16 protein-coding genes are annotated in these 20,721 nt (G+C 65.5%); 7 read left to right on the top strand and 9 right to left on the bottom strand.

All coding sequences use genetic code 11. From position 1 onward, the window contains the following. Positions 1-56: 56 nt before the first annotated feature. Positions 57-842 (bottom strand): 4'-phosphopantetheinyl transferase family protein, encoded by a 786-nt coding sequence (locus tag MY55_RS18460; RefSeq protein WP_065202862.1) that lies wholly within the window; start codon positions 840-842, stop codon positions 57-59. A 197-nt stretch (positions 843-1,039) separates the two neighbouring features. Here MY55_RS18460 and fumC point away from each other — a divergent pair, with 197 nt between their 5' ends. Beyond that, positions 1,040-2,425, top strand: a complete 1,386-nt coding sequence (fumC, locus tag MY55_RS18455) for a class II fumarate hydratase (protein WP_065202861.1) — start codon at positions 1,040-1,042, stop codon at positions 2,423-2,425. 93 nt (positions 2,426-2,518) lie between these two features. Here fumC and galE read toward each other — a convergent pair whose 3' ends face one another. From galE to aroC, 3 genes are all read right to left on the bottom strand, one after another. Then, entirely contained in the window at positions 2,519-3,541 is a 1,023-nt protein-coding gene (gene galE, locus MY55_RS18450; protein WP_043575659.1) for a UDP-glucose 4-epimerase GalE, read from the bottom strand. A 192-nt stretch (positions 3,542-3,733) separates the two neighbouring features. Continuing rightward, a complete protein-coding gene (locus MY55_RS18445; protein ID WP_047237289.1) occupies positions 3,734-5,155 on the bottom strand; it encodes an EAL and HDOD domain-containing protein in 1,422 nt (473 codons plus the stop codon). 52 nt (positions 5,156-5,207) lie between these two features. Continuing rightward, positions 5,208-6,308, bottom strand: a complete 1,101-nt coding sequence (gene aroC / locus MY55_RS18440) for a chorismate synthase (RefSeq protein WP_043575663.1) — start codon at positions 6,306-6,308, stop codon at positions 5,208-5,210. A gap of 211 nt (positions 6,309-6,519) precedes the next feature. Between aroC and eat the strand changes: the two genes are divergently transcribed. Genes eat through eutC form a run of 3 tightly spaced genes read left to right on the top strand, consistent with a single transcriptional unit; the run spans position 6,520 to position 10,111 of the window. Then, positions 6,520-7,938 (top strand): ethanolamine permease, encoded by a 1,419-nt coding sequence (gene eat, locus MY55_RS18435; RefSeq protein WP_065202860.1) that lies wholly within the window; start codon positions 6,520-6,522, stop codon positions 7,936-7,938. Next, positions 7,935-9,317, top strand: coding sequence for an ethanolamine ammonia-lyase subunit EutB (locus MY55_RS18430; protein WP_047257963.1), 1,383 nt, complete (start codon positions 7,935-7,937; stop codon positions 9,315-9,317). Before eat ends, MY55_RS18430 begins: the two co-directional genes overlap by 4 nt. Then, complete coding sequence (gene eutC, locus MY55_RS18425; RefSeq protein WP_065202859.1) at positions 9,314-10,111, top strand: ethanolamine ammonia-lyase subunit EutC; 798 nt, start codon at positions 9,314-9,316, stop codon at positions 10,109-10,111. The genes MY55_RS18430 and eutC overlap by 4 nt, the downstream gene beginning before the upstream one ends. A gap of 443 nt (positions 10,112-10,554) precedes the next feature. On the opposite strand, the gene MY55_RS18420 is transcribed toward eutC, so the two are convergent. Together MY55_RS18420 and MY55_RS18415 are read right to left on the bottom strand one after the other, a co-directional pair. Further along, positions 10,555-11,184 carry a 2OG-Fe(II) oxygenase gene (locus tag MY55_RS18420; protein WP_047243806.1) on the bottom strand — a complete coding sequence of 210 codons (630 nt, stop codon included), beginning with the start codon at positions 11,182-11,184 and terminating at the stop codon, positions 10,555-10,557. A gap of 227 nt (positions 11,185-11,411) precedes the next feature. Then, positions 11,412-12,686, bottom strand: coding sequence for a RidA family protein (locus MY55_RS18415; RefSeq protein WP_047237291.1), 1,275 nt, complete (start codon positions 12,684-12,686; stop codon positions 11,412-11,414). A 127-nt stretch (positions 12,687-12,813) separates the two neighbouring features. Between MY55_RS18415 and MY55_RS23830 the strand changes: the two genes are divergently transcribed. Continuing rightward, complete coding sequence (locus MY55_RS23830; RefSeq protein ID WP_146008451.1) at positions 12,814-13,215, top strand: hypothetical protein; 402 nt, start codon at positions 12,814-12,816, stop codon at positions 13,213-13,215. A 167-nt stretch (positions 13,216-13,382) separates the two neighbouring features. Here MY55_RS23830 and MY55_RS18410 read toward each other — a convergent pair whose 3' ends face one another. After that, positions 13,383-14,303: an alpha/beta fold hydrolase gene (locus MY55_RS18410; protein ID WP_065202858.1), complete on the bottom strand. Its 921-nt coding sequence runs from the start codon at positions 14,301-14,303 to the stop codon at positions 13,383-13,385. Between the two features lie 58 nt (positions 14,304-14,361). Next, a complete protein-coding gene (locus tag MY55_RS18405; RefSeq protein ID WP_167595310.1) occupies positions 14,362-15,570 on the bottom strand; it encodes an MFS transporter in 1,209 nt (402 codons plus the stop codon). Between the two features lie 118 nt (positions 15,571-15,688). On the opposite strand from MY55_RS18405, the gene MY55_RS18400 reads away from it, so the two are divergent. After that, positions 15,689-17,347, top strand: coding sequence for an SgrR family transcriptional regulator (locus MY55_RS18400; protein WP_047237286.1), 1,659 nt, complete (start codon positions 15,689-15,691; stop codon positions 17,345-17,347). Positions 17,348-17,462: 115 nt separating this feature from the next. Then, the gene (locus MY55_RS18395; protein WP_047248948.1) at positions 17,463-17,888 is read left to right on the top strand and encodes an Hsp20/alpha crystallin family protein; all 426 of its coding nucleotides are present in this window, start codon (positions 17,463-17,465) and stop codon (positions 17,886-17,888) included. 134 nt (positions 17,889-18,022) lie between these two features. Here the strand turns inward: MY55_RS18395 and pepN are convergent, their stop codons facing one another. Continuing rightward, positions 18,023-20,641, bottom strand: a complete 2,619-nt coding sequence (pepN, locus tag MY55_RS18390; protein WP_043575677.1) for an aminopeptidase N — start codon at positions 20,639-20,641, stop codon at positions 18,023-18,025. Positions 20,642-20,721: the final 80 nt, after the last annotated feature.

Raw genomic sequence — 20,721 nt, 5'->3', positions numbered from 1 at the left:
CAACGCAAACAAGCCCTTGAGGAATCAAGGGCTTTTTTGTTGCCTATCGCACTCGTTCAGGATGACGCGGTCCCCTCTTCCCGGATCGGCCCCAACGCCGGCAGGAACGGCACTTCGCGCGCGGCCAGCAGCGGAACCGTCTCGCGCAGAATCAGTTCAGGCACCTCCTCGCCTTCCCGCGCGCCGGCGCAAAGCGATACGGCATGCGTTCCCGCCAGCACCCCGTGCCAGAAATGCCAGCGCCCATCATCGGCATGGCCCGAACCCCGCCGCGCATACCGCAGCCCGCCCTGATCGTCGTCGACGAAAGAAATGCAGTCCAGCGGCGCGCTTAATCCGCAACCCAGCGCCTTCAGATACGCCTCCTTCAGCGTCCACAGCGTCCAGAAGCGGTCGGCCTGCGCCTGCCCCTGCCGCGCCGACAGCTCGCGCGCCTCGTCGCGCGAGAAATTTTCCCAGGCGACATCCAGCGCCGCCCGCCGCTCGACGCCCTCCACATCCACCCCCAGCTCCCGGTCCCGCGCCAGCGCCAGCGCGACCATGCCCTTGGTGTGCGACAGGTTGAAACGCAGGCCAACCCCCGCCGCCGCGCCGCGCAGGCTGGGCTTGCCATACGGGCCTTGCTGAAACTCGATGCTGGCCGGACTCATACCCAGCGCCTCTCCCAGCACTGTTCGCGCCAGCGCGCGCGCCACCAGGTAGACATGCCTGTCGCGATCGAACGCGAAAGCGCGCCAGCGCGCCGCCTCTTCATCCGACAACAGCGCGATGTACGCCTGCCGCAGCGCAGCGTCATCGCAACGCTCGGTAGGCGCCGCCCATATCTGGATACCCTCAGCCATTTCATTCCGCCTGAAATTCAAAACCGGCGCTTGCCTGCGCCGCCAACACGATAAAGCCGGCAAGCGTAACGCAGGAAAACGCCGCCGATCAAATCCAGGCCCGCCGCCAGTGGGGACCTGGCGCCGCGCCCGGAGCGGGCATGCTAGGATGAACGGGCAAATGCATTTGGAATGCCAAACAACCCGGAGAGAGCCGCATGAGCAAATCGCAACGCGTGGAAACCGACAGCTTCGGCCCGATAGACGTGGCCGGCCACGCCCTGTGGGGCGCGCAAACCCAACGCTCGCTGGCGCACTTCGCCATCTCCAGCGAAAAGATGCCGCCAGAACTGATCTTGGCGCTGGCGCGGGTGAAGCGCGCCGCCGCGCTTGCCAACCTGGAGCTGGGCCTGCTGGACGGCGCCAAGGCCCAGGCCATCGTCACCGCCGCCGACGAGGTGCTGGCGGGGCGCCACGACGGACAATTTCCGTTATCGGTCTGGCAGACCGGCTCCGGCACCCAGAGCAATATGAACATGAACGAGGTGCTGGCCAACCGCGCATCCGAGCTTTTGGGCGGCGAGCGCGGCGTGCGCCGGCTGGTGCACCCCAACGACGAAGTCAACCGCGGCCAGTCGTCGAACGACATCTTCCCCACCGCCATGCACGTGGCCGCCGCGCTGGGGCTGAGCGAACGGCTGCTGCCCAGCCTGGCTGCGCTGCGCCAGATGCTGGAAGCCAAATCGCGCGAATTCGGCGGCATCGTCAAGATAGGCCGCACCCATTTGCAGGACGCCACGCCGCTGACGCTCGGGCAGGAAATCTCAGGCTGGGCGGCGCAGCTGCAGCTGGCGGAACAGGCGCTGCAAGCCAGCCTGCCGGCCTTGTGCCAGCTGGCGGCGGGCGGCACCGCGGTCGGCACCGGCCTCAACACTCATCCGCATTTCGGCACCCGGGTCGCGGAAGTGCTGTCGCAGCAAACCGGCCTGCCCTTCGCGTCCGCCGCCAACAAGTTCGCCGCGCTGGCCGGCCACGAACCCTTGCTGGCCGCCCACGGCGCGCTGAAGACCCTGGCGGCCGCGCTGATGAAGATAGCCAACGACATCCGCTGGCTGGCCTCCGGCCCGCGCTGCGGGCTGGGCGAGCTGACTCTGCCGGAAAACGAGCCGGGCAGCTCCATCATGCCCGGCAAGGTCAATCCCACCCAGTGCGAGGCGGTGACCATGCTGTGTTGCCAGGTGCTGGGCAACGACGCCGCCATCGCCATCGGCGCCGCCTCCGGCAATTTCGAATTGAACGTGTACAAGCCGCTGATCGCGCACAATTTCCTGCAAAGCCTGCGCCTGTTGAGCGACGGCATGGCCAGCCTGGCCGAGCATTGCGTGCAGGGCATGCAGCCTAATCGCGACCGCATCGCCCAATTGCTGGAGCAGTCGCTGATGCTGGTCACCGCGCTCAACCCGCACATCGGCTACGACAAGGCCGCCGCCATCGCCAAGCACGCGCATCAGCATGGCGGCACGCTGCGGCAGGCGGCGCTGGCGCTGGGCCATGTCAGCGCCGAGCAATTCGACGCCTGGGTCAGGCCGGAGAGCATGATTTAAGCGTCCGCCGAATTCAGCGGGAAGACGCCGGCGGCAAAGAAAAAAGGGCGGGATCCAAACGGACCCGCCCCTTGGCATGCGATATGGCGGCGTTCAGGACTCGTAGCCGCGCGGATTGGCCTGCTGCCAACGCCAGCTGTCGCGGCACATGTCGTCCAGCGTGCGTTCGGCCTGCCAGCCCAGCGCCTGCGCGGCCTTGCCCGGGTCGGCGTAGCAGCAGGCGATGTCGCCGGCGCGGCGCGGCGCCACCTGGTAAGGAATCTCCCGTCCGCTGACGCGGCCGAAAGCCTTGATGATGTCCAGCACCGAATAGCCCTGTCCGGTGCCGATGTTCACCGTCAGCACGCCGTCCACGCCCGGCAGCGCCTGCACCGCCTTGACATGGGCGATGGCCAGATCCACCACGTGGATGTAGTCGCGCACCCCGGTGCCGTCGGGCGTCGGATAATCGCCGCCGAACACGCTCAAGCGCGGCAGCTTGCCCACCGCCACCTGGCTGATATAGGGCATCAGGTTGTTGGGAACGCCATTGGGGTCTTCGCCTATCCGGCCGCTGGCGTGCGCGCCCACCGGGTTGAAATAGCGCAGCAGGCCTATCTTCCAACCGGCCTCCGCGCGGGCAAGATCTTCGAGAATCTCTTCCATCATGCGCTTGCTGCGGCCATAAGGATTGGTGATCGCGCCGATCGGGAAATCCTCGCGGATAGGGACGGAGGCGGGATCGCCGTACACGGTGGCCGACGAGCTGAACACGATCTGGCGCACCTGGGCGCGCCGCATCGCCTCCAGCAGCGTCAGCGTGCCCACCACATTGTTCTCGTAATAGCGCAGCGGCTGCGCGACCGACTCCCCGACCGCCTTCAGCGCGGCGAAGTGGATCACTGCGTCGATCCGGTGGCGGGAGAAGATGGCGTCGAGGGCGGCTTGGTCGCGCACATCGGCTTCGTGGAATGCCAGCTCGCGGCCGGCCAGCTCCTGCACCCGGCGGATCGCCTCGAATTTGCTATTGCAGAAATTGTCCACCGCGACGATGTCGAAGCCGGCCGCCAGCAGCTCGACGCAGGTGTGGGATCCGATATAACCGGCGGCGCCGGTGACGAGAATGGTTGCGCTCATAATGATCTGTTCAGTCCGTTTTCAGCTGCGAAGCCGGCGGCGCTCCGCCGGCCAGGGCATGCCTGTCCGCATTCATGTCAGCAAAAGGGATAATCAGCCGGCAGACCGCTGGCGGGAGAGGCCATTCGGCATAGCGCCCGATGGTAACACATCGGAGCCGGCGCGCCGGGGCCGAGCCAAGCGGGACAAGCGTCAAACGGCTTCGACGTTGTTGTGGACCTCGCTGTCGCGCAGCACCACCTGCGCCCACACCACCGAGTCCAGGTAGTACTGGTTGGCGAGGTCGAGGTCGAAATCCAGCACCCTGGCCAGGGCCTCGATCTGGACGTTGTCGCCATGCTCGCAAGCCAATGCCAGCGCGAGATAGGGAGCGAAGATGCCCTTTTGCTCGACCACCGCCTCGCGCACCGTCAACGGCAGCTCCAGCGGGTCGAGCACATCGGGGAAGGGAACATTGAGCAGCACGTCCAGCAGTGAAAACATGCCGGTGAGGAACAGGTGTTCCGATTCCAGCTTGTTGCCGCGGTAACTGCCCAGTTTTTCCAGGAAACGCGCGCGGATCAGCGACTTTTCCAGCAGGGAAACCGCGGTGCCGTCCTCCTTGCGCGAAGTGAACAATAGCATCGACAGCCACTTGAACATGGTTTCCCGGCCCAGCAGCAGCAGGGTTTCCTCTATGGTCTGCACCTTGCGCGCCAGGCCGTGGATCGGCGAATTGATGAAGCGCAGCAGCTTGAACAGCAGCACCGAATCCAGCTTGAACTGCGCCTCCACTTCCTTGGGGTCGGCATTGGCGCGCAGCAGCCGCATGATCTGCAGCACGCGGGTCTGGCTGGTGTCCACCTTGCCGCCTTCCAGCGCGTGGGCGGTGGTGACGAAGGGGCCGTGGAACAGCGCGAAGCGGTTATGCCCCGGCGCGCGCAGGCAGACATCCAGATCTTCGGCGGTGCCGACATTGCGCGCCATCCAGCGCGCGCCCGGATAGCGCTTCGGCAATTGGTCCAGAATGGGCGCCAGCACCCGGGTGGACGGGCCGGCGAAGTCCAGCACCATGAAGTCGACCCGGCCGAACAAGTCGGCCTGCAAGGCGGCGCTCAGCGCGCCCTGCTCGTAAGCCGCCGGCTCCACCGCGAAGCGCAGGCCCAGCTTCTGCAGCTGGTCCAGCTGATTGAGCATGTATTCGTTGACTATCATGCCCGGCCCCGCTTCCAGCACGAAAATCACGCTGCCGGCGGGCATGTCGCGCAGCAGCGGTTCGTCCAGCGAGGTCATCGAGATGTGCACGAAGGCGCGGCGGTAGGCCAGCAGCCGGAAGATGTCCATATTCTGCAAGGTGGCCAGCAGCAGCCGGTCGAACTCCTGCTGCTTGCCGGCCTCGACATTGCGCTTGCCCTGCCGGACGAAAAAGTCGTAGGCGACCACCCGCTGCTGCTTGTCCATCACCGGCTGGTGGGAGACAAAGCCCAGGGTAGGCGGCAGATCCACCGGCTCGTCGTCGGGCGGCGGCGGATCCAGCAGGGTTCTGTCCGGCTTGGCCGCCGCGGCCGGCGTCTCTTCCTCTGTCGTCGTTTTCTTCAGGCGTCCGGCCAAGCCATCAATCAGACTTTTCAGCATGGTGCCATCCTATCGGGAGCGGCCTGGTCGACTTCCGGCCGGTATATCAATACTAGCCGATGCGCCCGGCAATTCTGGGCGTTTCCACCCGCACATCGCCGCACTGCGCGCGGTGGCGCAGCGCGTGGTCGATCAGCACCAAGGCCAGCATCGCCTCGGCGATCGGCGTGGCGCGGATGCCGACGCAAGGGTCGTGGCGGCCGTGGGTTTCCATCGTCACCGCCTCGCCTTGCTTGTTGATCGAGCGGCGCGGCTGGGCGATGGACGACGTGGGTTTGATGGCGATGGAGACGTCGATCTGCTGGCCGGTGGAGATGCCGCCCAGCACGCCGCCGGCGTGGTTGCTGGCGAAGCCCTGCGGCGTCAACTCGTCGCCGTGCTCGCTGCCGCGCTGCGCCACGCAGCCGAAGCCGGCGCCGATCTCCACGCCCTTGACCGCGTTGATGCTCATCATCGCGTAGGCGATGTCGGCGTCCAGGCGGTCGAACACCGGCTCGCCCCAGCCCACCGGCACATTGTCCGCCACCACGCGCAAGCGCGCGCCGATGGAGTCCAGGCTCTTGCGCACGCTGTCCATGTAATCCTCCAGCCGCGGCACGATGTCCGGATCGGCGCTGAAGAAGGGGTTGCCGCCGACATGTTCCCACCCCTTGAACGGGATGGCCACCTCGCCGATCTGGGTCATGTGGCCGCGAATGACGATGCCGTATTTCTCGCTCAGCCATTTCTTGGCGATAGCGCCGGCGGCGACGCGCACCGCCGTCTCGCGCGCCGACGAGCGGCCACCGCCACGCGGATCGCGCACCCCGTATTTATGCCAGTAGCAGTAGTCGGCATGGCCGGGGCGGAAGGTGTCGGCGATATTGCCGTAGTCTTTGCTGCGCTGGTCGGTATTGCGGATCAACAGCGCGATCGGCGTGCCGGTGGTCTTGCCCTCGTAGACGCCGGACAGGATTTCCACCGCGTCCGGCTCGCGCCGCTGCGTGACGTGGCGGCTGGTGCCGGGCTTGCGCCGGTCCAGCTCCAGCTGGATGTCGGCCTCGGTCAGCGCCAGGCCCGGCGGGCAGCCGTCCACCACGCAGCCTATGGCTGGCCCGTGGCTTTCGCCGAAGGAAGTTACCGTGAACAAGCGCCCCATGCTATTGCCAGACATCTGCATTTCCCCTGCGTCATTGCGTATTGCGATCGATTCTAGCACGGCCCATCGCGGTGCACGCCTCCGGCTGCCCCGCGCCGGAATCAGGCCCGCCCCGCGACGCGCCCGGCAAAACAGCCGGCAAGGCTGGCATTCTTTTTGCATACTTAAATCAGACGGCATAGCCGCACTTTCTGAGCGCAAGCAAGACAATCAACGGGATAAAGCCATGAGCGCATCGACACAAGCATTGGCCCGCAAGCTGGGCGGCTGGCAACTATGGGGGATCGCGGTGGGGCTGGTGATCTCCGGCGAATACTTCGGCTGGAGCTATGGCTGGGCCCAGGCCGGCACGCTGGGATTTCTCTGCACCTCGCTGTTCGTGGCCCTGATGTACACCGCCTTCATCTTCAGCTTCACCGAACTGACCACCGCCATCCCGCATGCCGGCGGCCCCTTCGCCTATGCGCGCCGCGCCTTCGGTCCGCTGGGCGGCTTCATCGCCGGCTTCGCCACGCTGTGCGAATTCGTGTTCGCGCCGCCCGCCATCGCGCTGGCGATCGGCGCCTATCTGAACGTGCAGTTCCCCGGATTGCAAGCCAAGTGGACCGCCTGCGGCGCCTACCTGGCCTTCATGGCGCTCAACATCGCCGGCGTCGGCATCGCCGCCGCCTTCGAGCTGTGCGTCACGCTGCTGGCCATCTTCGAACTGCTGGTGTTCATGGGCGTGGTGGCGCCCGGCTTCGACTGGGCCAACTTCACCCGCCACGGCTGGGCCAGACAGGACGGGTTTCATTGGGGCGCGGTCGGCGGCATGTTCGCCGCCATCCCGTTCGCCATCTGGTTTTTCCTGGCGATAGAAGGCGCGGCGATGGCGGCCGAAGAGGCCAAGGACCCGGCCCGCACCATACCGCGCGCCTACATCGCCGGCATCCTCACCCTGGTGGCGCTGGCTTTCGGCGTGATGGTGATGGCCGGCGGCTCCGGCGACTGGAGCCTGCTGGCCAACATCAACGACCCGCTGCCGCAGGCGATGAAGCTGATCGTCGGTGAGCACAGCAGCTGGCTGCACATGCTGGTCTGGCTGGGCCTGTTCGGTCTGGTGGCCTCGTTCCATGGCATCATCATGGGCTATTCGCGGCAGATCTTCGCGCTGGCGCGCGCCGGCTACCTGCCCGCCTGGCTGGCGGCGGTGCATCCGCGCTTCAAAACGCCGCATCGCGCGATCCTGGCCGGCGGCGCCGTCGGCATCGCCGCCATTTTCAGCGACGACCTGGTGCAGATCGCCGGCCAGCCGCTGACCGCCAACATCGTCACGCTGTCGGTGTTCGGCGCCATCGTCATGTACATCGTTTCCATGCTGGCGCTGTTCCGGCTGCGCGGCCGCGAACCGGCGCTGTTCCGGCCGTTCTCCGCGCCCGCCTATCCCTGGCTGCCGGCGCTTGCGCTGGCCTGCGCCACGGTGTGCCTGCTGGCGATGGTGCGCTACAACCTGCTGCTGGCGGCGATTTTTGCTGTTACGCTGCTGCTGGGCTTCGCCTATTTCCTGCTGACGCGCAAGCAGCGCGACGCGGCCGGCGGCGACGCCATGCTGGAGGGGACGGCCGACGCCGCCCCCGCGCCCCAATCCGCCCGAGCGCCGACATGAGCCACGCCATCACCGTAGGACCGCGCCGTTACCGTTTCGACGACCTGAAAACCCTGCTGGCGCGCGCCAGCCCCTTCCGCTCCGGCGACCAGCTGGCCGGCGTCGCCGCCGCCAGCGCCGAGGAGCGGGTGGCGGCGCAGATGTGTCTGGCCGACCTGCCGCTGACCGTCTTTCTCAACGAGGCGCTGATCCCGTACGAGGAAGACGAGGTCACCCGGCTGATCCTGGACAGCCACGACCCGGCCGCCTTCGCCGCCGTATCGCATCTGACCGTGGGCGGCCTGCGCGACTGGCTGCTGTCCGACGCCGCCACCGCGGAAACGCTGGCGGCGCTGGCGCCGGGGCTGACGCCGGAAATGGCGGCGGCGGTGTCCAAGCTGATGCGCAACCAGGATCTGGTGCAGGCGGCGAAGAAATGCCGCGTCGTCACCGCCTTCCGCAATACCCAGGGACTGCCCGGCCGCATGGGGGTGCGGCTGCAGCCCAACCATCCGGCCGACGACGCGCGCGCCATCGCCGCCGCCACGCTGGACGGTCTGCTTTACGGCGCCGGCGACGCGGTGGTGGGCATCAACCCGGCCGGCGACAGCCCGGACGACATCCGTACCCTGCTGACCCTGCTGGACGAAGTGCGGCAGCGCTACGCGATCCCGACGCAGAGCTGCGTGCTCACCCACGTCACCAGCACGCTGGAGCTGATCCGCCAAGGCGCGCCGGTGGATCTGGTGTTCCAGTCCATCGCCGGCAGCGAGAAAGCCAATGCCGGTTTCGGCGTCAGCCTGGCCGTGCTGGACGAGGCGCATCAGGCGGCGCGGGAGCTGAAGCGCGGCACGGTGGGCGGCAACGTGATGTATTTCGAAACCGGCCAGGGCAGCGCCTTGTCCGCCAACGCCCACTGGGGCGTGGACCAGCAGACCTGCGAGGCGCGCGCCTACGCGGTGGCGCGCCGCTACTCGCCGCTGCTGGTCAACACCGTGGTCGGCTTCATCGGCCCGGAGTATCTCTATAACGGCAAGCAGATCATCCGCGCCGGCCTGGAAGACCACTTCTGCGGCAAGCTGCTGGGCCTGCCGATGGGCTGCGACATCTGCTACACCAACCATGCCGAGGCCGACCAAGACGATATGGACGCGCTGTTGACGCTGCTGGGCGCGGCCGGCGTGCATTTCATCATCGGCGTGCCCGGCGCCGACGACATCATGCTGGGCTACCAGAGCACCTCTTTCCACGACGCGCTCTACCTGCGCAATGTCCTGGGCCTGAAGCGCGCGCCGGAATTCGAAGACTGGCTGGAGACGATGGAAATCACCCGCGGCGGCAAGCTGCTGCCGCAGGACAAACGGCAGCGGCTGCTGGCCTTGATGGAGAGCGTGGCATGAAGGACAAGAACCCGATCACCGAGGACGGCTGGGGCGAGCTGTCTCGGCTGACCGCCGCCCGCATCGCCCTAGGCCGAGCCGGCAACAGCCTGCCCTGCCGCGAAACCTTGCGCTTCGCCCTGGCCCACGCCCAGGCGCGCGACGCGGTACACACGCCGCTGGATGTGTCGGCCTTGGCCGGCGAACTGGCGGCCGACGGCCATCGCGTTGTCGAAATCCACAGCGCGGCAAGCAGCCGCGCCGAATACCTGCAGCGGCCGGACTTGGGCCGCAGGCTGGACAACGCCAGCCGCGAACAGCTGCTGGCGGAGCAGGACAAAGGCTGCGACCTGCTGATTCTCATCGCCGACGGCCTATCCTCGCGCGCGCCCGCCCAACACGCGGTTCCGCTGCTGCGCGAGCTGCTGCCGCGGGTGCGGGAGCTGGGCCTGAACGTCGGCCCGCTGCTGATCGCGCGCGAGGCGCGGGTGGCGCTGGGCGACGAGGCCGGGGAGATCATGCAGGCGAAGATGACGGCGATGCTGATAGGCGAACGCCCCGGCCTGAGTTCGCCTGACAGCCTGGGCCTCTATCTGACCGCCGCGCCGCGCGCCGGCCGCAGTGACGCCGAGCGCAACTGCGTGTCCAATGTGCGGCCGGACGGCCTTCCCTACCCGCTGGCGGCCTTCAAGCTGGCCTGGCTGATAAACGCCGCGCTGCGCCAGCCCACCGGAGTGGCGCTGAAGGATGGCAGCGCAACAGATCCGCGCTGGGCGGCGCTGTTGGCGAGACAGGCCTGCCTAGTCAAAGACTGAGCGCTAGCACAGCTCGTATGTGTCCGCTGCGCGGACAGTATTTTAAGTGCCGGTTCCGCCCGGCAAACGGGCCAGGGGCTGTGCAGCCAGCCCTGTCGCTGAGCGAGTCAAAGATTCGCACGCAGAGGCGATCCCAGGCCGCCCCTGCAGCCCACGAAACCCCGACAAAAAAGCGTCTGGCCAGGAGCCGCCGACACTACATGCGTGCGAATCTTTGATTCGCTCAGCAGTACGCGCTAACGTCGCGCGGCGTCGAACAAGTCGGCGGCTTAAAACCCGGCCAGACGCTTTCTTGCCGGCGTGCGCTGAAGGGGAATATGGTCGCGCGAAAATGGATCTGCCTAAAGCAGGAAAATCCAAGTCGATGACCTGCCGCTACGACCGAGCTCTATCAAACATGCAATTTAAGAGGCGCAATCCAACATCAAGGCTTGCCATAATCCTCACCAGGGCAAACTGCCGCCCTGGCGGCGATACCAGCCGGTGACCGACAAACGCTGTTGCTTGGCCGGCAGCACCTCGTGCCAGAAACGGTCGGCCAGGAACAGCACCAGGGTGCCGGCTTCCGGCTCCACATCGATGAACCGCTCGCAGGCGTCGTCCAGGTACAGGCGGATCTGGCCGCCGCCATCGGCCGGCCAGTTTTCATTCAGGTAAAACACCGTGGTCAGCGCGCGGGCGTCGTCGTCGCGGAAACGGTCCAGATGCTTTTTGTAGAACGCGCCTTCCGGATAGACGGCGAAGTGAGACTCCAACTCGACCAGGCCCAGATACAGGCCGCGGTTCACCGCCAGCATGATCTCATCCATCGCGGCGTTGTAGGCCAGCACCGCCGGCAGCTCGGCCACCTGGTCCAGCCACAGCACCGAGTCGGAGCGGATCTCGGCGCGGCGCGCCTGGCCGCCGGCGCGGCCGGTGGCGGCTTCGTGGAAGCGTCCCTCGTCCCACACCTGCAGGCAGGCGTCGCGCAGATTGGCGACCAGTTCGGCCGACAAGGCATGGGGAATGACGATCCAGCCCTGATCTGCCAGGGTGTCGAGTACGGCTTCGAGTTCGAATTGCAGCGCAGTCATGTCGGTCTTGCTGAAAAAATGGGCAGACGCTTTCTACCACAGGCCGCCCCCGCTGGCCAATGCCGGATATCAATCCTTTCCGCTCTTCCGGATCGCCATGGCGCCTGCGGCGCCCTCTCAGCCCAGCTGGCGCGATGACGAAATGGCGGACGGGGCATTCGGCAACGCGGATAGCGCCATAGGAAAAGGGAGCCCAATCACGGCTCCCTTTCTCGCATGGCGACGCTTTAGGCTTGCGGCGGCGTGCCCTCGGCATTGGCTACCACCGCGTCGATTTGAATCATCGCGCCGCGCGGCAAAGCCGAAACGCCCACGGTCCTCCGCGCGGGAACGCCGCCCGGGAAGAATGCCGCGTATACCTCGTCGACCGCATCGATCTCGGCGATGTTCGTCAGGAAAATATTGACCTTCACCACATCGCTCATCGCGTGGCCCACGCTTTCCACGATGGCTTTGATGTTTTTCAGACACTGTCTGGCCTGCTCTCTCACATCCCCGACCACCATTTCATTCGTCTCTGCGTTCAAAGGCAGCTGAGCGGAAAGATGGTTGTAATGAGAGAAAGCCACCGTTTGCGTGGCAAGCGCGCATCGGGGAGCTTTTTCGGTGTTATGCGCCTTGATCACAATGCCGTGCCGATCTTCAACCGCTTGCGGCGGCGTGCCGTCGCCATGCGACACAACCGCCTCAATCTGAACCAGGGCGTCCATCGGCAGCGCGGCGACTTCGACCACGGTGCGAGCCGGCACATAAGCCACCGCCCGGGCGATAGCCGAATCCGGGAAAAACGCGCGGTAAGCCGCGTTGACCTGCTCGATATCCGACAGGTTCTTAAGGAAGATATTGATTTTGACGATGTCGTCAAACGGAACGGCGATGCTTTCCAGAATCGCCCTGATGTTTTGCAAGCACTGGGCAGCCTGCTCCCTGGCGCCGCCGGCCACCAGCTTTCCGGATTGGGGATCAATCGGCAATTGCGCCGAGATATTGTTGTAATGGGAAAAGGCCACCGATTGAGTAGACAGCGCGCTGGTCGGCGCCTGGTTCGTATTGCTGGCGATTTTGACCAGATCGCCAGCCTGCGGCGCATTGGGAATGGTGCCCTCGCCATTGGAAAGCAACGCTTCGACTTGCACCAAGGCATCCAGAGGCAAGGCGGCAACCGCGGCTACCGTCAGAGTGGGGACATAATTCTGGAAGAAAGTCGAATAGACATCGCTTACGCTATGCATATCCGAGATATCCTTCAGAAAAATGGTGATTCTGACCGCATCATCCATTACATGGCCGATGCTTTCGATAATCGCCTTGATATTCCTGAAGCACTGTTCAGCCTGTTCTTTCGCGCCGCCAGCCACCAGCTTCCCGGTCATCGGATCCACCGGCAATTGCGCCGACAGATTATTGTAATGTGAGAAAGCGACCGTTTGGGAATACGGCCCAACTCCCATGGGCGCTTTTTCCGTATTCCGGGCCAATACGGCATTAAAACTGCTCGTCATGATCATTACCTGTTCAGTTTGAATTCAACCCGCAGCGTCGCCGCATGCATATCGCTTCGCCATCGATAGTTGCCATTGCTTTATCCATGCGACGCTTTAACCATTACCGCGCTGATTTAAAAATACGATGGATAAAATCACAAACTTGATCAGGGCTGGCTTAGCGGAGCGCCGGAAGCAACGCAATCACAATAGCGATTTTATCGAGGAGCCGCCCTGGACTGTCAATGCGGTTTCTCAACAAATAAAATCAAACCGAAAACTCGGAATCAATAGAACATTGCCACGACAGGGCTTACTTATTCTGCATGTCTCATTTTTGAATAAAACCGCGCTTTCAGACCCATGCCATTCATTGAATGACAATGCCCATCTCATCTACACATTCGGCAAATACAAAACCGAACATATTTCCAAAGGGCAGGATTTGACGCCGATCAAGATTGACAGGCGACACAGGATGATATTAGCCAGCCTGTTGCGCGAAAAATCGAAAGGAAAAATAGGCAGAAGCCTAGCCATATCATAGCCGGCTTCAAAATGGGGACATCCATCTGCCGCAGAGCGCTGCGGGGACAAAGGATTATCAGGCGCCTGCTCGCGCCGCTTCACAAACCATGTGCCCGAAGCCAAACACCGGGCGAATGGCGGGAGATCCAGACCGACGACGATCTGGGCCATCCCGCCCGATCAGGCTCAATAATTCTCCGCCACCGCGTCATAGCGGCCCGCCAGCCAGTCGAGCGCCAGCGGGAAATGGTCGCGCGGCGCGTCCGGGTGGGTCAGCAGCGACACGTGGTTGTAATCGTGCAGATGGCCGGCGCGCCGCCCCAACAGGTGCAGCCGCGACAGATGCGGGCCGGATTCGTCGCGGAAGCGGCGCACGTCTTCCGGATGGCCGCGGCAGGGATCGTTGGCGGCGGCAAAATACAGGACCGGCGGCAGATGGCCGGCGCGCGCGGCGGCGGCGTAATCGAAGCCGTCGTCGCTATCCACCCACGGCTTGGGCTCGGCCCACAGCTTGCTCTGCAGATGGCTCTTGTCGCTCTCGTCGTCGGCCCCCAACCGGATGCGCCGCGCCGGCAGGTAGCCGCAGGCCTTGATCAGCCAACGCACGGCGGTACTCCACATGAAGTCTACCTCGATCAGCTTGTTCAGGTTGCGCACCCGCACGCTGCGCTTGGAGCCGAAATACACCGCGCTCGCCACCTGGGCGGCAATGTCGGGGAAGCGCACCAGGCAGCTCGTCATGTGCACGCCGCCCCAGGAGTGGGCGATCCAATGCACCTGCTGGCCGCCGCTTTTCCTGCGGACGAAATCGTGCAGCGCCGGCAGGTCCTCGCAAATGGTTTCGGTCTGGCCGTGGCGGCTGTCCGGGCCGATCTTGGGCGTGCTGCGCCCGCGGCCGCGCAGGTCGGCCACATAGATGTCGTAGCCGGCATCGGCCAGGAAATGGGCCAGCCCCTTGCCGGATTCAGTATAAAAGGTGCGGCCATTGGCCATCACGCCGTGCACCATCAGCACCGGCGCGCCGCCTTCGCGGCCGCAGATGCGCTTCAGATACAGCCGCTCGCCGTCTCCCACCGGCACAAACAGGTCTTGCTGCAGTTTCTCCATTTTGTCCTCGCAAGGTGATGCCGCCGCTGTCTGCGCAGCGATTCAAGCAAACGCTTGATCATGACAAAGAACCCGGCAAAGGAAAAGCCGCACCCGCATCCTGCCGCCGCAAGCGCAACCGTTCGCTGAAGACGGCCAGTCCCGCGCCCAGCCCGCACAACAGCGCCAGCGAGGCGAACAGCGTCCAGGCCGGCCCATGCGCCAGCAACGCGCCCGCCAGCGCCGGCCCAAGCGCGCCGCCCAGCGAGGCCAGATTCTGCGCGCCGTAATAGCTGCCCTTCAAGGCTTCCGGCGCGATGGCGTCGATGTACAGATACTCGGCCGGCACCAGCACCACCTCGCCCAGCGTGAACAGCGCGATGGCCGCGCACATCCAAGGCAAGCTGTCCACGCCGCCCAGCCACAGCATGCCGGCGCCTATCAGCAGAAAGCCCCCCACCACCGCGTGCACCAGCCGCTTGGGTTGCAGCCAGCGTCCCAGCGGATATTGCAGCAGCACCACCACGACCGCGTTGCAGCTGATCAGCGCCGACATCCAGCGCATCGCCTCGGCCTCGCCCATCCGCGTCAGCAGATATAGCGGCAGATAGCTGGAGAAGCGCCCATACACCACGTAGGCCAGCAAGCTGCTCAAAGTAAACCACACCAGCACCCGATCGCCGGCCAGCGTGCGCACGGTTGCGGCAAAACCGTCGGGCAACTCGGACGCATCCCTGGCCGCGGCTGGCAGCCTGGGCTGAACCAGCAATCCGGCCAGCGCCAGCGCGCCTCCCAGCCAGAACGGCGCCAGCTCCCGCCACATAAGCATGCCGCTGCATAACAGAGGCCCCACCGCCCACGCCACATTGGCCAGCGTGTAGCGCAGCGAAAACGCCCTGGCGCGCTGCGGCGCCGCCACCAGATCGCTCAATATCGCCTTCACCGCGATGCCGTACAGGGTCATCGCCAATTCGCCGGCCGCCAGCGCCGCCACAACCAGCGTGTAGCCCCGGCCGTACGGCAGCAGCACGCTGCCCAGCGCCATCAGCACCGCCGCCGCGCGCAAGGCCGGGCCGCGCGGCAGCCGGTCCAGCCAGTAGCCGCCGTATAGCCCGAACAGCGCCGAAGCCAGCAACACCGCTCCCAGCAAGCCGCCAGTGGCCTGCAAGGACAAACCAAGCTGGCGCGCCAAAGTCAGCACCAGCAACGGCATGATGACCGCGCGCGACAAAGACAATAAAAAAGACGACAGCAAGACGCGGCGAACAACGGGAGCATGCGGCGGCACGGCGGTACCTTGTCAAATGATGGGAACCTGCGCAGTATTGCCAAAAAAGCGGAATATAAAAATGGATGAAATCCATAATAAATACTTCCGCTTTATCTTCCCATCACCAGGAACAAGCATGAGGCTGCAACAACAGTACCAGCGGCTCTACCTGGCCTATGGCGACGCGCCGGCGCAGCCCGGCCTGCCGCAATTGGCCGAACTGTGGCAATGCGGCGAGCGCAATGCGCGGCTGCAACTGGCCAGGATGCGCGAGCTGGGCTGGCTGGCGTGGCAGCCCGGCCGTGGCCGCGGCAAGCGCTCCACCCTCAGGCTGCTGCGGCGGCCCGACGAACTGGAATGGCAGCGCCTGCAGCGGCTGCTGGCGCGCGGCCAGCTGGAGCAAGCCTTCTCCCAGTTGGAGCCGGCGCGGCAGCAGCAACTGCTGTCCGCCCTGCCCGCCCACCTGGGCGCCAGCGACAGCGGCCGCAGCCTGCGCATCCCCATCCCGCACGCGCCGTTGACGCTGGACCCGCAGCAGGTCAACTCCCGGCTGGAAGCGCACCTGGTGCGGCAGATCTTCGACCGCCTGTGCCGCCACGACAAGCAGGGCCGGGAATTGCGGCCGGCGCTGGCCCACAGCTGGGAAAGCGGCGCGGCAGGCCGGCGCTGGCGCTTCTGGCTGCGCCCTGGCCTGCGCTTCCACGACGGCTCCGCGCTGGATGCGGACACCGCCGCCGCAAGCCTGCTCAGGCTCAAGCAAGCGGACAATCCCTGCCAGGCGCTGTACGCCCATCTGCTGCAAGTGGATGTCCACGACGCGCTGTCGTTCAGTTGCCAGCTGGCGGAACCCGACCAACTATGGCCGCAGCGGCTGGCCGCCGCCAACGCGTCCATCGTGCCGCTGCGGCGCGACGCCGACTTCGCGCGCCTGCCGGTGGGCAGCGGCCCGTTCCGTGTCGAGCTGCACAGCCCGCAGCGGCTGAAGCTGGCCGCTTACGAGCAGCACTACCGCGAGCGCGCGCTGCTGGACGCGATCGAGCTGTGGATCATCCCATCGCCGGACGAGCAGGATTTCCATCTGCGGCTGGAATACGGCAACCAGCGCGGCGCCACCATGCTGCAATCGGCCTGCACCTATCTTTTGCTGCGTCCCGGCGGCGCGAGCATCCCCGACGGCCAACGCCTGCCGCTGATGAGTTTCCTCGCCGCGCCGCACCCGGTCGCCGCCAGCGAGGAGCGCGCGCCGGCGCTGGGCTTGCAGCCAGGCTGGATCCATCCACGCCCGGCCGCTGCCGCGCCGCCCCGGTTGAGCCGCGGCAAGCTGACGCTGTTTCATTACGATCTGCCTTGCTTCCCGCCGTTGGCGGCGGCGCTGGCGGAACGGCTGTCTGCGCTGGAGATCAAGCTCGACATCCGCTGCCTGACGCGCCGCGACTTCTTCAACTCCGCCGCCTGGCTCGAACAGGCCGACCTGATCTTGTGCAGCGAGCTGCTGCACGACGACCGCGACTACGGCATGTTCGAATGGCTGAGCGGCTGCAGCACGCTGCAGCTTGGCCTGTCCCCCGCCGCCTCAAGCCGCTTGGCCGGCGACATGCGCGGCCTGCAAGGCGAAGCGGCGTTCGCCGCGCGCGAGGACGGCTACCGCCGCGCCGGCGACTGGCTGGTGGCCGAAGGCTGGCTGCTGCCGCTGTCGCACGAGACGCTGGGCCACGACGCCAGCCCGCAACTGGCCGGCCTGCAGCTGGGCGGCAACGGCTGGACCGACTTCGCCGGCCTGTGGCTGCGCGGCTGAGTTGACCCGCGTCAAACCTGAACGCGTCGCCCCTCTTGAAACCGCGGCCATGCGCCTCATCTTTGCCTCCAGGACGGCAAACCGCCGTAAGCCACTGAACCGAAAGGAGAAGCAAATGAGCATGCTGCCTGCCCGCCATAGCCTGTTTGACGAGTTTTTCCGCGACTTCACCCCGGGTTTCTTCATCAAGCCGCTGCATGGCGACGCGCCGCCGGCGCAGATCAAGATGGACGTCAGGGAAACCGGCGAGGCTTACCAGGTGGAGGCCGAACTCCCCGGCGTCGGCAAGGAGGACATCCATGTCGAGATCGACGGCGCGCTGGTGACGATCCGGGCCGAAGTCAAGCAGTTCGACCAGCAAGGCCAGGACGAGCGCGCGCTGCGCAGCGAGCGCTACTACGGCCTGGTGTCGCGCAGCTTCCAGCTGCCGCAGGAAATCGACCGCGAAGCCGCGGCGGCCCGCTACGAAAACGGCGTGCTGAACCTGACGCTGCCCAAGCGCCGCAACGGCGGCGGCGGCCAGCGGCTGCGCATCGAATAAGCGCGCTTGCCGCCATGAAAAAACGCACCGGGCGACCGGTGCGTTTTTCATGGCGCGGCTGACGCTCCAGCTCGCGCCGGACGGAAGGCCCAGAGAGGCATTCTGCCCTATGCGCGCTGGAACACCCGGCGCGATCAAGCCAAGATCTTGGATACGATCTCGTACACGTCCTTCGACAATTCGGCCTTCTCCATCCTGCGCAATTGCTCAAGCATCAGCGCCTGGCGGCCCGGCTCCAGCTTCTTCAGCCGGCGGAAGGCGCGGGTCAGGCCGCTGGCGCCCTGCGGATTGATCGGGTCCAGCTCCAGGATGCGGTCGGCCAGGAAGCGATAGCCGCTGCCGTCCGCGGCGTGGAACACTGCCATATTGCCGCCGAAAGCGCCCAACAAGGACCGCACCTTGTTGGGGTTCTTCATGCTGAAGGCTGGATGCGCCAATGCCGCTTCGACATGCTGCAAGGTGCCCTGCAGCTGGCTGCCGCCGATCAGGCTGAAGAACTTGTCCATCACCAGCGCGTCATCGTTCCAGCGCGCGGCGAAAGCGGTGAAGCACGCGTCGCGCTCCTCGCCGTCGCGGTCGCGCAGCGCCAGCAGCGCGCCCATCTGGTCGGTCATATTGTCCGCGTCCAGACACTGCTTGGCCGCCATCTCCGCCGGCCAGGCGTCGTCCAGCCGGTTCAGCATCCACAAGGCGCGGTTTTTCAGGCTGCGCTTGCCGGCGTCCTGCGGCTTGTAGTCGCGGGTGAGGTTGAGCTCGTAAGCCTCGCGCCATTCGCCGCGCAGCGCTTGCGCCAGCTGGTCCAGCACGAAATCGCGCACTTGATGGATGACCGCCGGATCGGCGACATCCACCATTTCCAGGATTTCGGCCTCGCTCGGCAGCGTCAGCATCAGCGCCTTGAAGGCCGGATCGGCAGCATGGTCTTTCAGCACCGCGCGGAAGGCGGCGACGAAGGTTTCCGACAGCTTCAATTCGCGGCCGGCGGCGGCGTCGGCGATCAGTTGCTTGAACAGGCGCTCGGCGAAGGTCTGGCCCGCCTCCCAGCGGCAGAAGCTGTCGCTGTCGTTGGCCATCAGGAACACCAGCTGGTCGTCGCGCCAGTCGTATTCCAGCTTGACCGGGGCCGAGAAGCCGCGCAGCAGCGACGGCACCGGCTCGGCCGGAATGTCGACGAAGGTGAAGCTCTGCTCGGCGGCCTTGACGTCCAGCACGCGCGAAGCGCCGGCCGCCTCGGCCTCGCCCTTCAGGCGCAGCGGCAGGTCCTTGCCGTCTGCGCCCACCAGGCCCAGCGCCAGCGGGATGTGGAACGGCAGCTTGCGCTCCTGGCCCGGCGTGGCCGGGCAGCTTTGCTTCACCGTCAAGGTGTAGCTGCGCTCGGCCGGATTGTAGCTGGACGACACCGCCAGGCGCGGCGTGCCGGCCTGGCTGTACCACAACGCAAACTGTTCCAGATCCGCGTCGTTGGCGTCGGCCATCGCGGCGCGGAAATCGTCGCAGGTGACCGCCTGGCCGTCGTGGCGCTTGAAGTACAGGTCCATGCCCTTGCGGAAGCCGTCGCGGCCCAGCAGGGTTTCGTACATCCGCACCACTTCCGCGCCCTTCTCGTACACGGTCATGGTGTAGAAGTTGTTCATCTCGATATAGCTGTCCGGCCGGATCGGGTGCGCGGTCGGGCCAGCGTCCTCCGGAAACTGCGACACGCGCAGGCCCTTGACGTCCTCGATGCGCTTGACCGCGCGGCTGTTCATGTCGGCGCCGAATTCCTGGTCGCGGTAGACGGTCAGGCCTTCCTTCAGGCTCAGCTGGAACCAGTCGCGGCAGGTGACGCGGTTGCCGGTCCAGTTATGGAAGTACTCGTGGCCGATCACCCGCTCGATGCCTTCGAAATCGGTATCGGTGGCGGTGTCCTGGCGCGCCAGCACATACTTGGTGTTGAAGATGTTGAGGCCCTTGTTCTCCATCGCGCCCATATTGAAGTCGCCGACCGCGACGATCATGTAGATGTCGAGGTCGTACTCCAGGCCGTAGCGCTCCTCGTCCCACTTCATCGAGTGGCGGACCGAGTCCATCGCGTGCTGGGTCTTGTCCTGGTCGGCCGGTTCGGTCCAGATCTCCAGCGCCACTTCGCGGCCACGCATGGTGGTGAACTTATCCTTCAAGGCCACCAGCTTGCCGGCGACCAGCGCGAACAAATACGCCGGCTTGCGGTACGGATCCACCCATTTCACCCAGTGGCGCTTCTTGTCCACCATGCCCTCGCCCACCTTGTTGCCGTTGGACAGCAGCACCGGGTACTTCTGCTTGTCGGCCTTGATGGTGGTGGTGAACTTGGCCATCACGTCCGGACGGTCCAGATAGTAGGTGATCTTGCGGAAGCCTTCCGGCTCGCACTGGGTGAACAGATTGCCGCCGGACGCGTACAGGCCCATCAGGCTGGTGTTGGCGGCCGGATCGAGCTCGGTCTCCACCTCCAGGATGAAGCTGTCCGGCACGCCGCGCACCGTCAGCGTGTCGTCGGCCAACGCGTAGCGGCTGTCGTCCAGCCGATCGCCGTCCAGCGTCACGCTCAGCAGCTTGGCGCTGCCGCTCAATGCCAGGTCGGCGGCCTGCGACTGGCCGTTGCGGGTGATCACCAGCCGCGAGTGCACGCGGGTGGCGTTGTCCTCGATGTCGAACACCAGGTCGACGCGGTCGATCAGGAAGGCCGGGGCCTGGTAATCCTTGCGGTACTTCACTTCTGGCTGCTGGGCCATGAAACCTCCTTTGCGCCGGCGTCGCCGCCGGTCTCATTCATAGACGCCGCGGCGCCGGGCAGGGCGCCGCTTTCGCTTGT

The organism is Chromobacterium subtsugae, assembly GCF_001676875.1.
Lineage (GTDB): Bacteria > Pseudomonadota > Gammaproteobacteria > Burkholderiales > Chromobacteriaceae > Chromobacterium > Chromobacterium subtsugae.
This window is presented reverse-complemented; position numbering and strand designations above follow the sequence as displayed.

Excerpts from the sequence above, each read along its gene's own strand:
- eat (WP_065202860.1), top strand. The coding sequence starts at position 6,520 with ATGAGCGCATCGACACAAGCATTGGCCCGCAAGCTGGGCGGCTGGCAA.
- MY55_RS18445 (WP_047237289.1), bottom strand. The coding sequence starts at position 5,155 with ATGCTGAAAAGTCTGATTGATGGCTTGGCCGGACGCCTGAAGAAAACG.
- MY55_RS18400 (WP_047237286.1), top strand. The coding sequence starts at position 15,689 with ATGAGGCTGCAACAACAGTACCAGCGGCTCTACCTGGCCTATGGCGAC.
- MY55_RS18460 (WP_065202862.1), bottom strand. The coding sequence starts at position 842 with ATGGCTGAGGGTATCCAGATATGGGCGGCGCCTACCGAGCGTTGCGAT.
- MY55_RS18395 (WP_047248948.1), top strand. The coding sequence starts at position 17,463 with ATGAGCATGCTGCCTGCCCGCCATAGCCTGTTTGACGAGTTTTTCCGC.
- aroC (WP_043575663.1), bottom strand. The coding sequence starts at position 6,308 with ATGTCTGGCAATAGCATGGGGCGCTTGTTCACGGTAACTTCCTTCGGC.
- MY55_RS18430 (WP_047257963.1), top strand. The coding sequence starts at position 7,935 with ATGAGCCACGCCATCACCGTAGGACCGCGCCGTTACCGTTTCGACGAC.
- eutC (WP_065202859.1), top strand. The coding sequence starts at position 9,314 with ATGAAGGACAAGAACCCGATCACCGAGGACGGCTGGGGCGAGCTGTCT.
- MY55_RS23830 (WP_146008451.1), top strand. The coding sequence starts at position 12,814 with ATGGATAAAATCACAAACTTGATCAGGGCTGGCTTAGCGGAGCGCCGG.
- MY55_RS18410 (WP_065202858.1), bottom strand. The coding sequence starts at position 14,303 with ATGGAGAAACTGCAGCAAGACCTGTTTGTGCCGGTGGGAGACGGCGAG.
- fumC (WP_065202861.1), top strand. The coding sequence starts at position 1,040 with ATGAGCAAATCGCAACGCGTGGAAACCGACAGCTTCGGCCCGATAGAC.
- pepN (WP_043575677.1), bottom strand. The coding sequence starts at position 20,641 with ATGGCCCAGCAGCCAGAAGTGAAGTACCGCAAGGATTACCAGGCCCCG.
- MY55_RS18420 (WP_047243806.1), bottom strand. The coding sequence starts at position 11,184 with ATGACTGCGCTGCAATTCGAACTCGAAGCCGTACTCGACACCCTGGCA.
- galE (WP_043575659.1), bottom strand. The coding sequence starts at position 3,541 with ATGAGCGCAACCATTCTCGTCACCGGCGCCGCCGGTTATATCGGATCC.
- MY55_RS18415 (WP_047237291.1), bottom strand. The coding sequence starts at position 12,686 with ATGACGAGCAGTTTTAATGCCGTATTGGCCCGGAATACGGAAAAAGCG.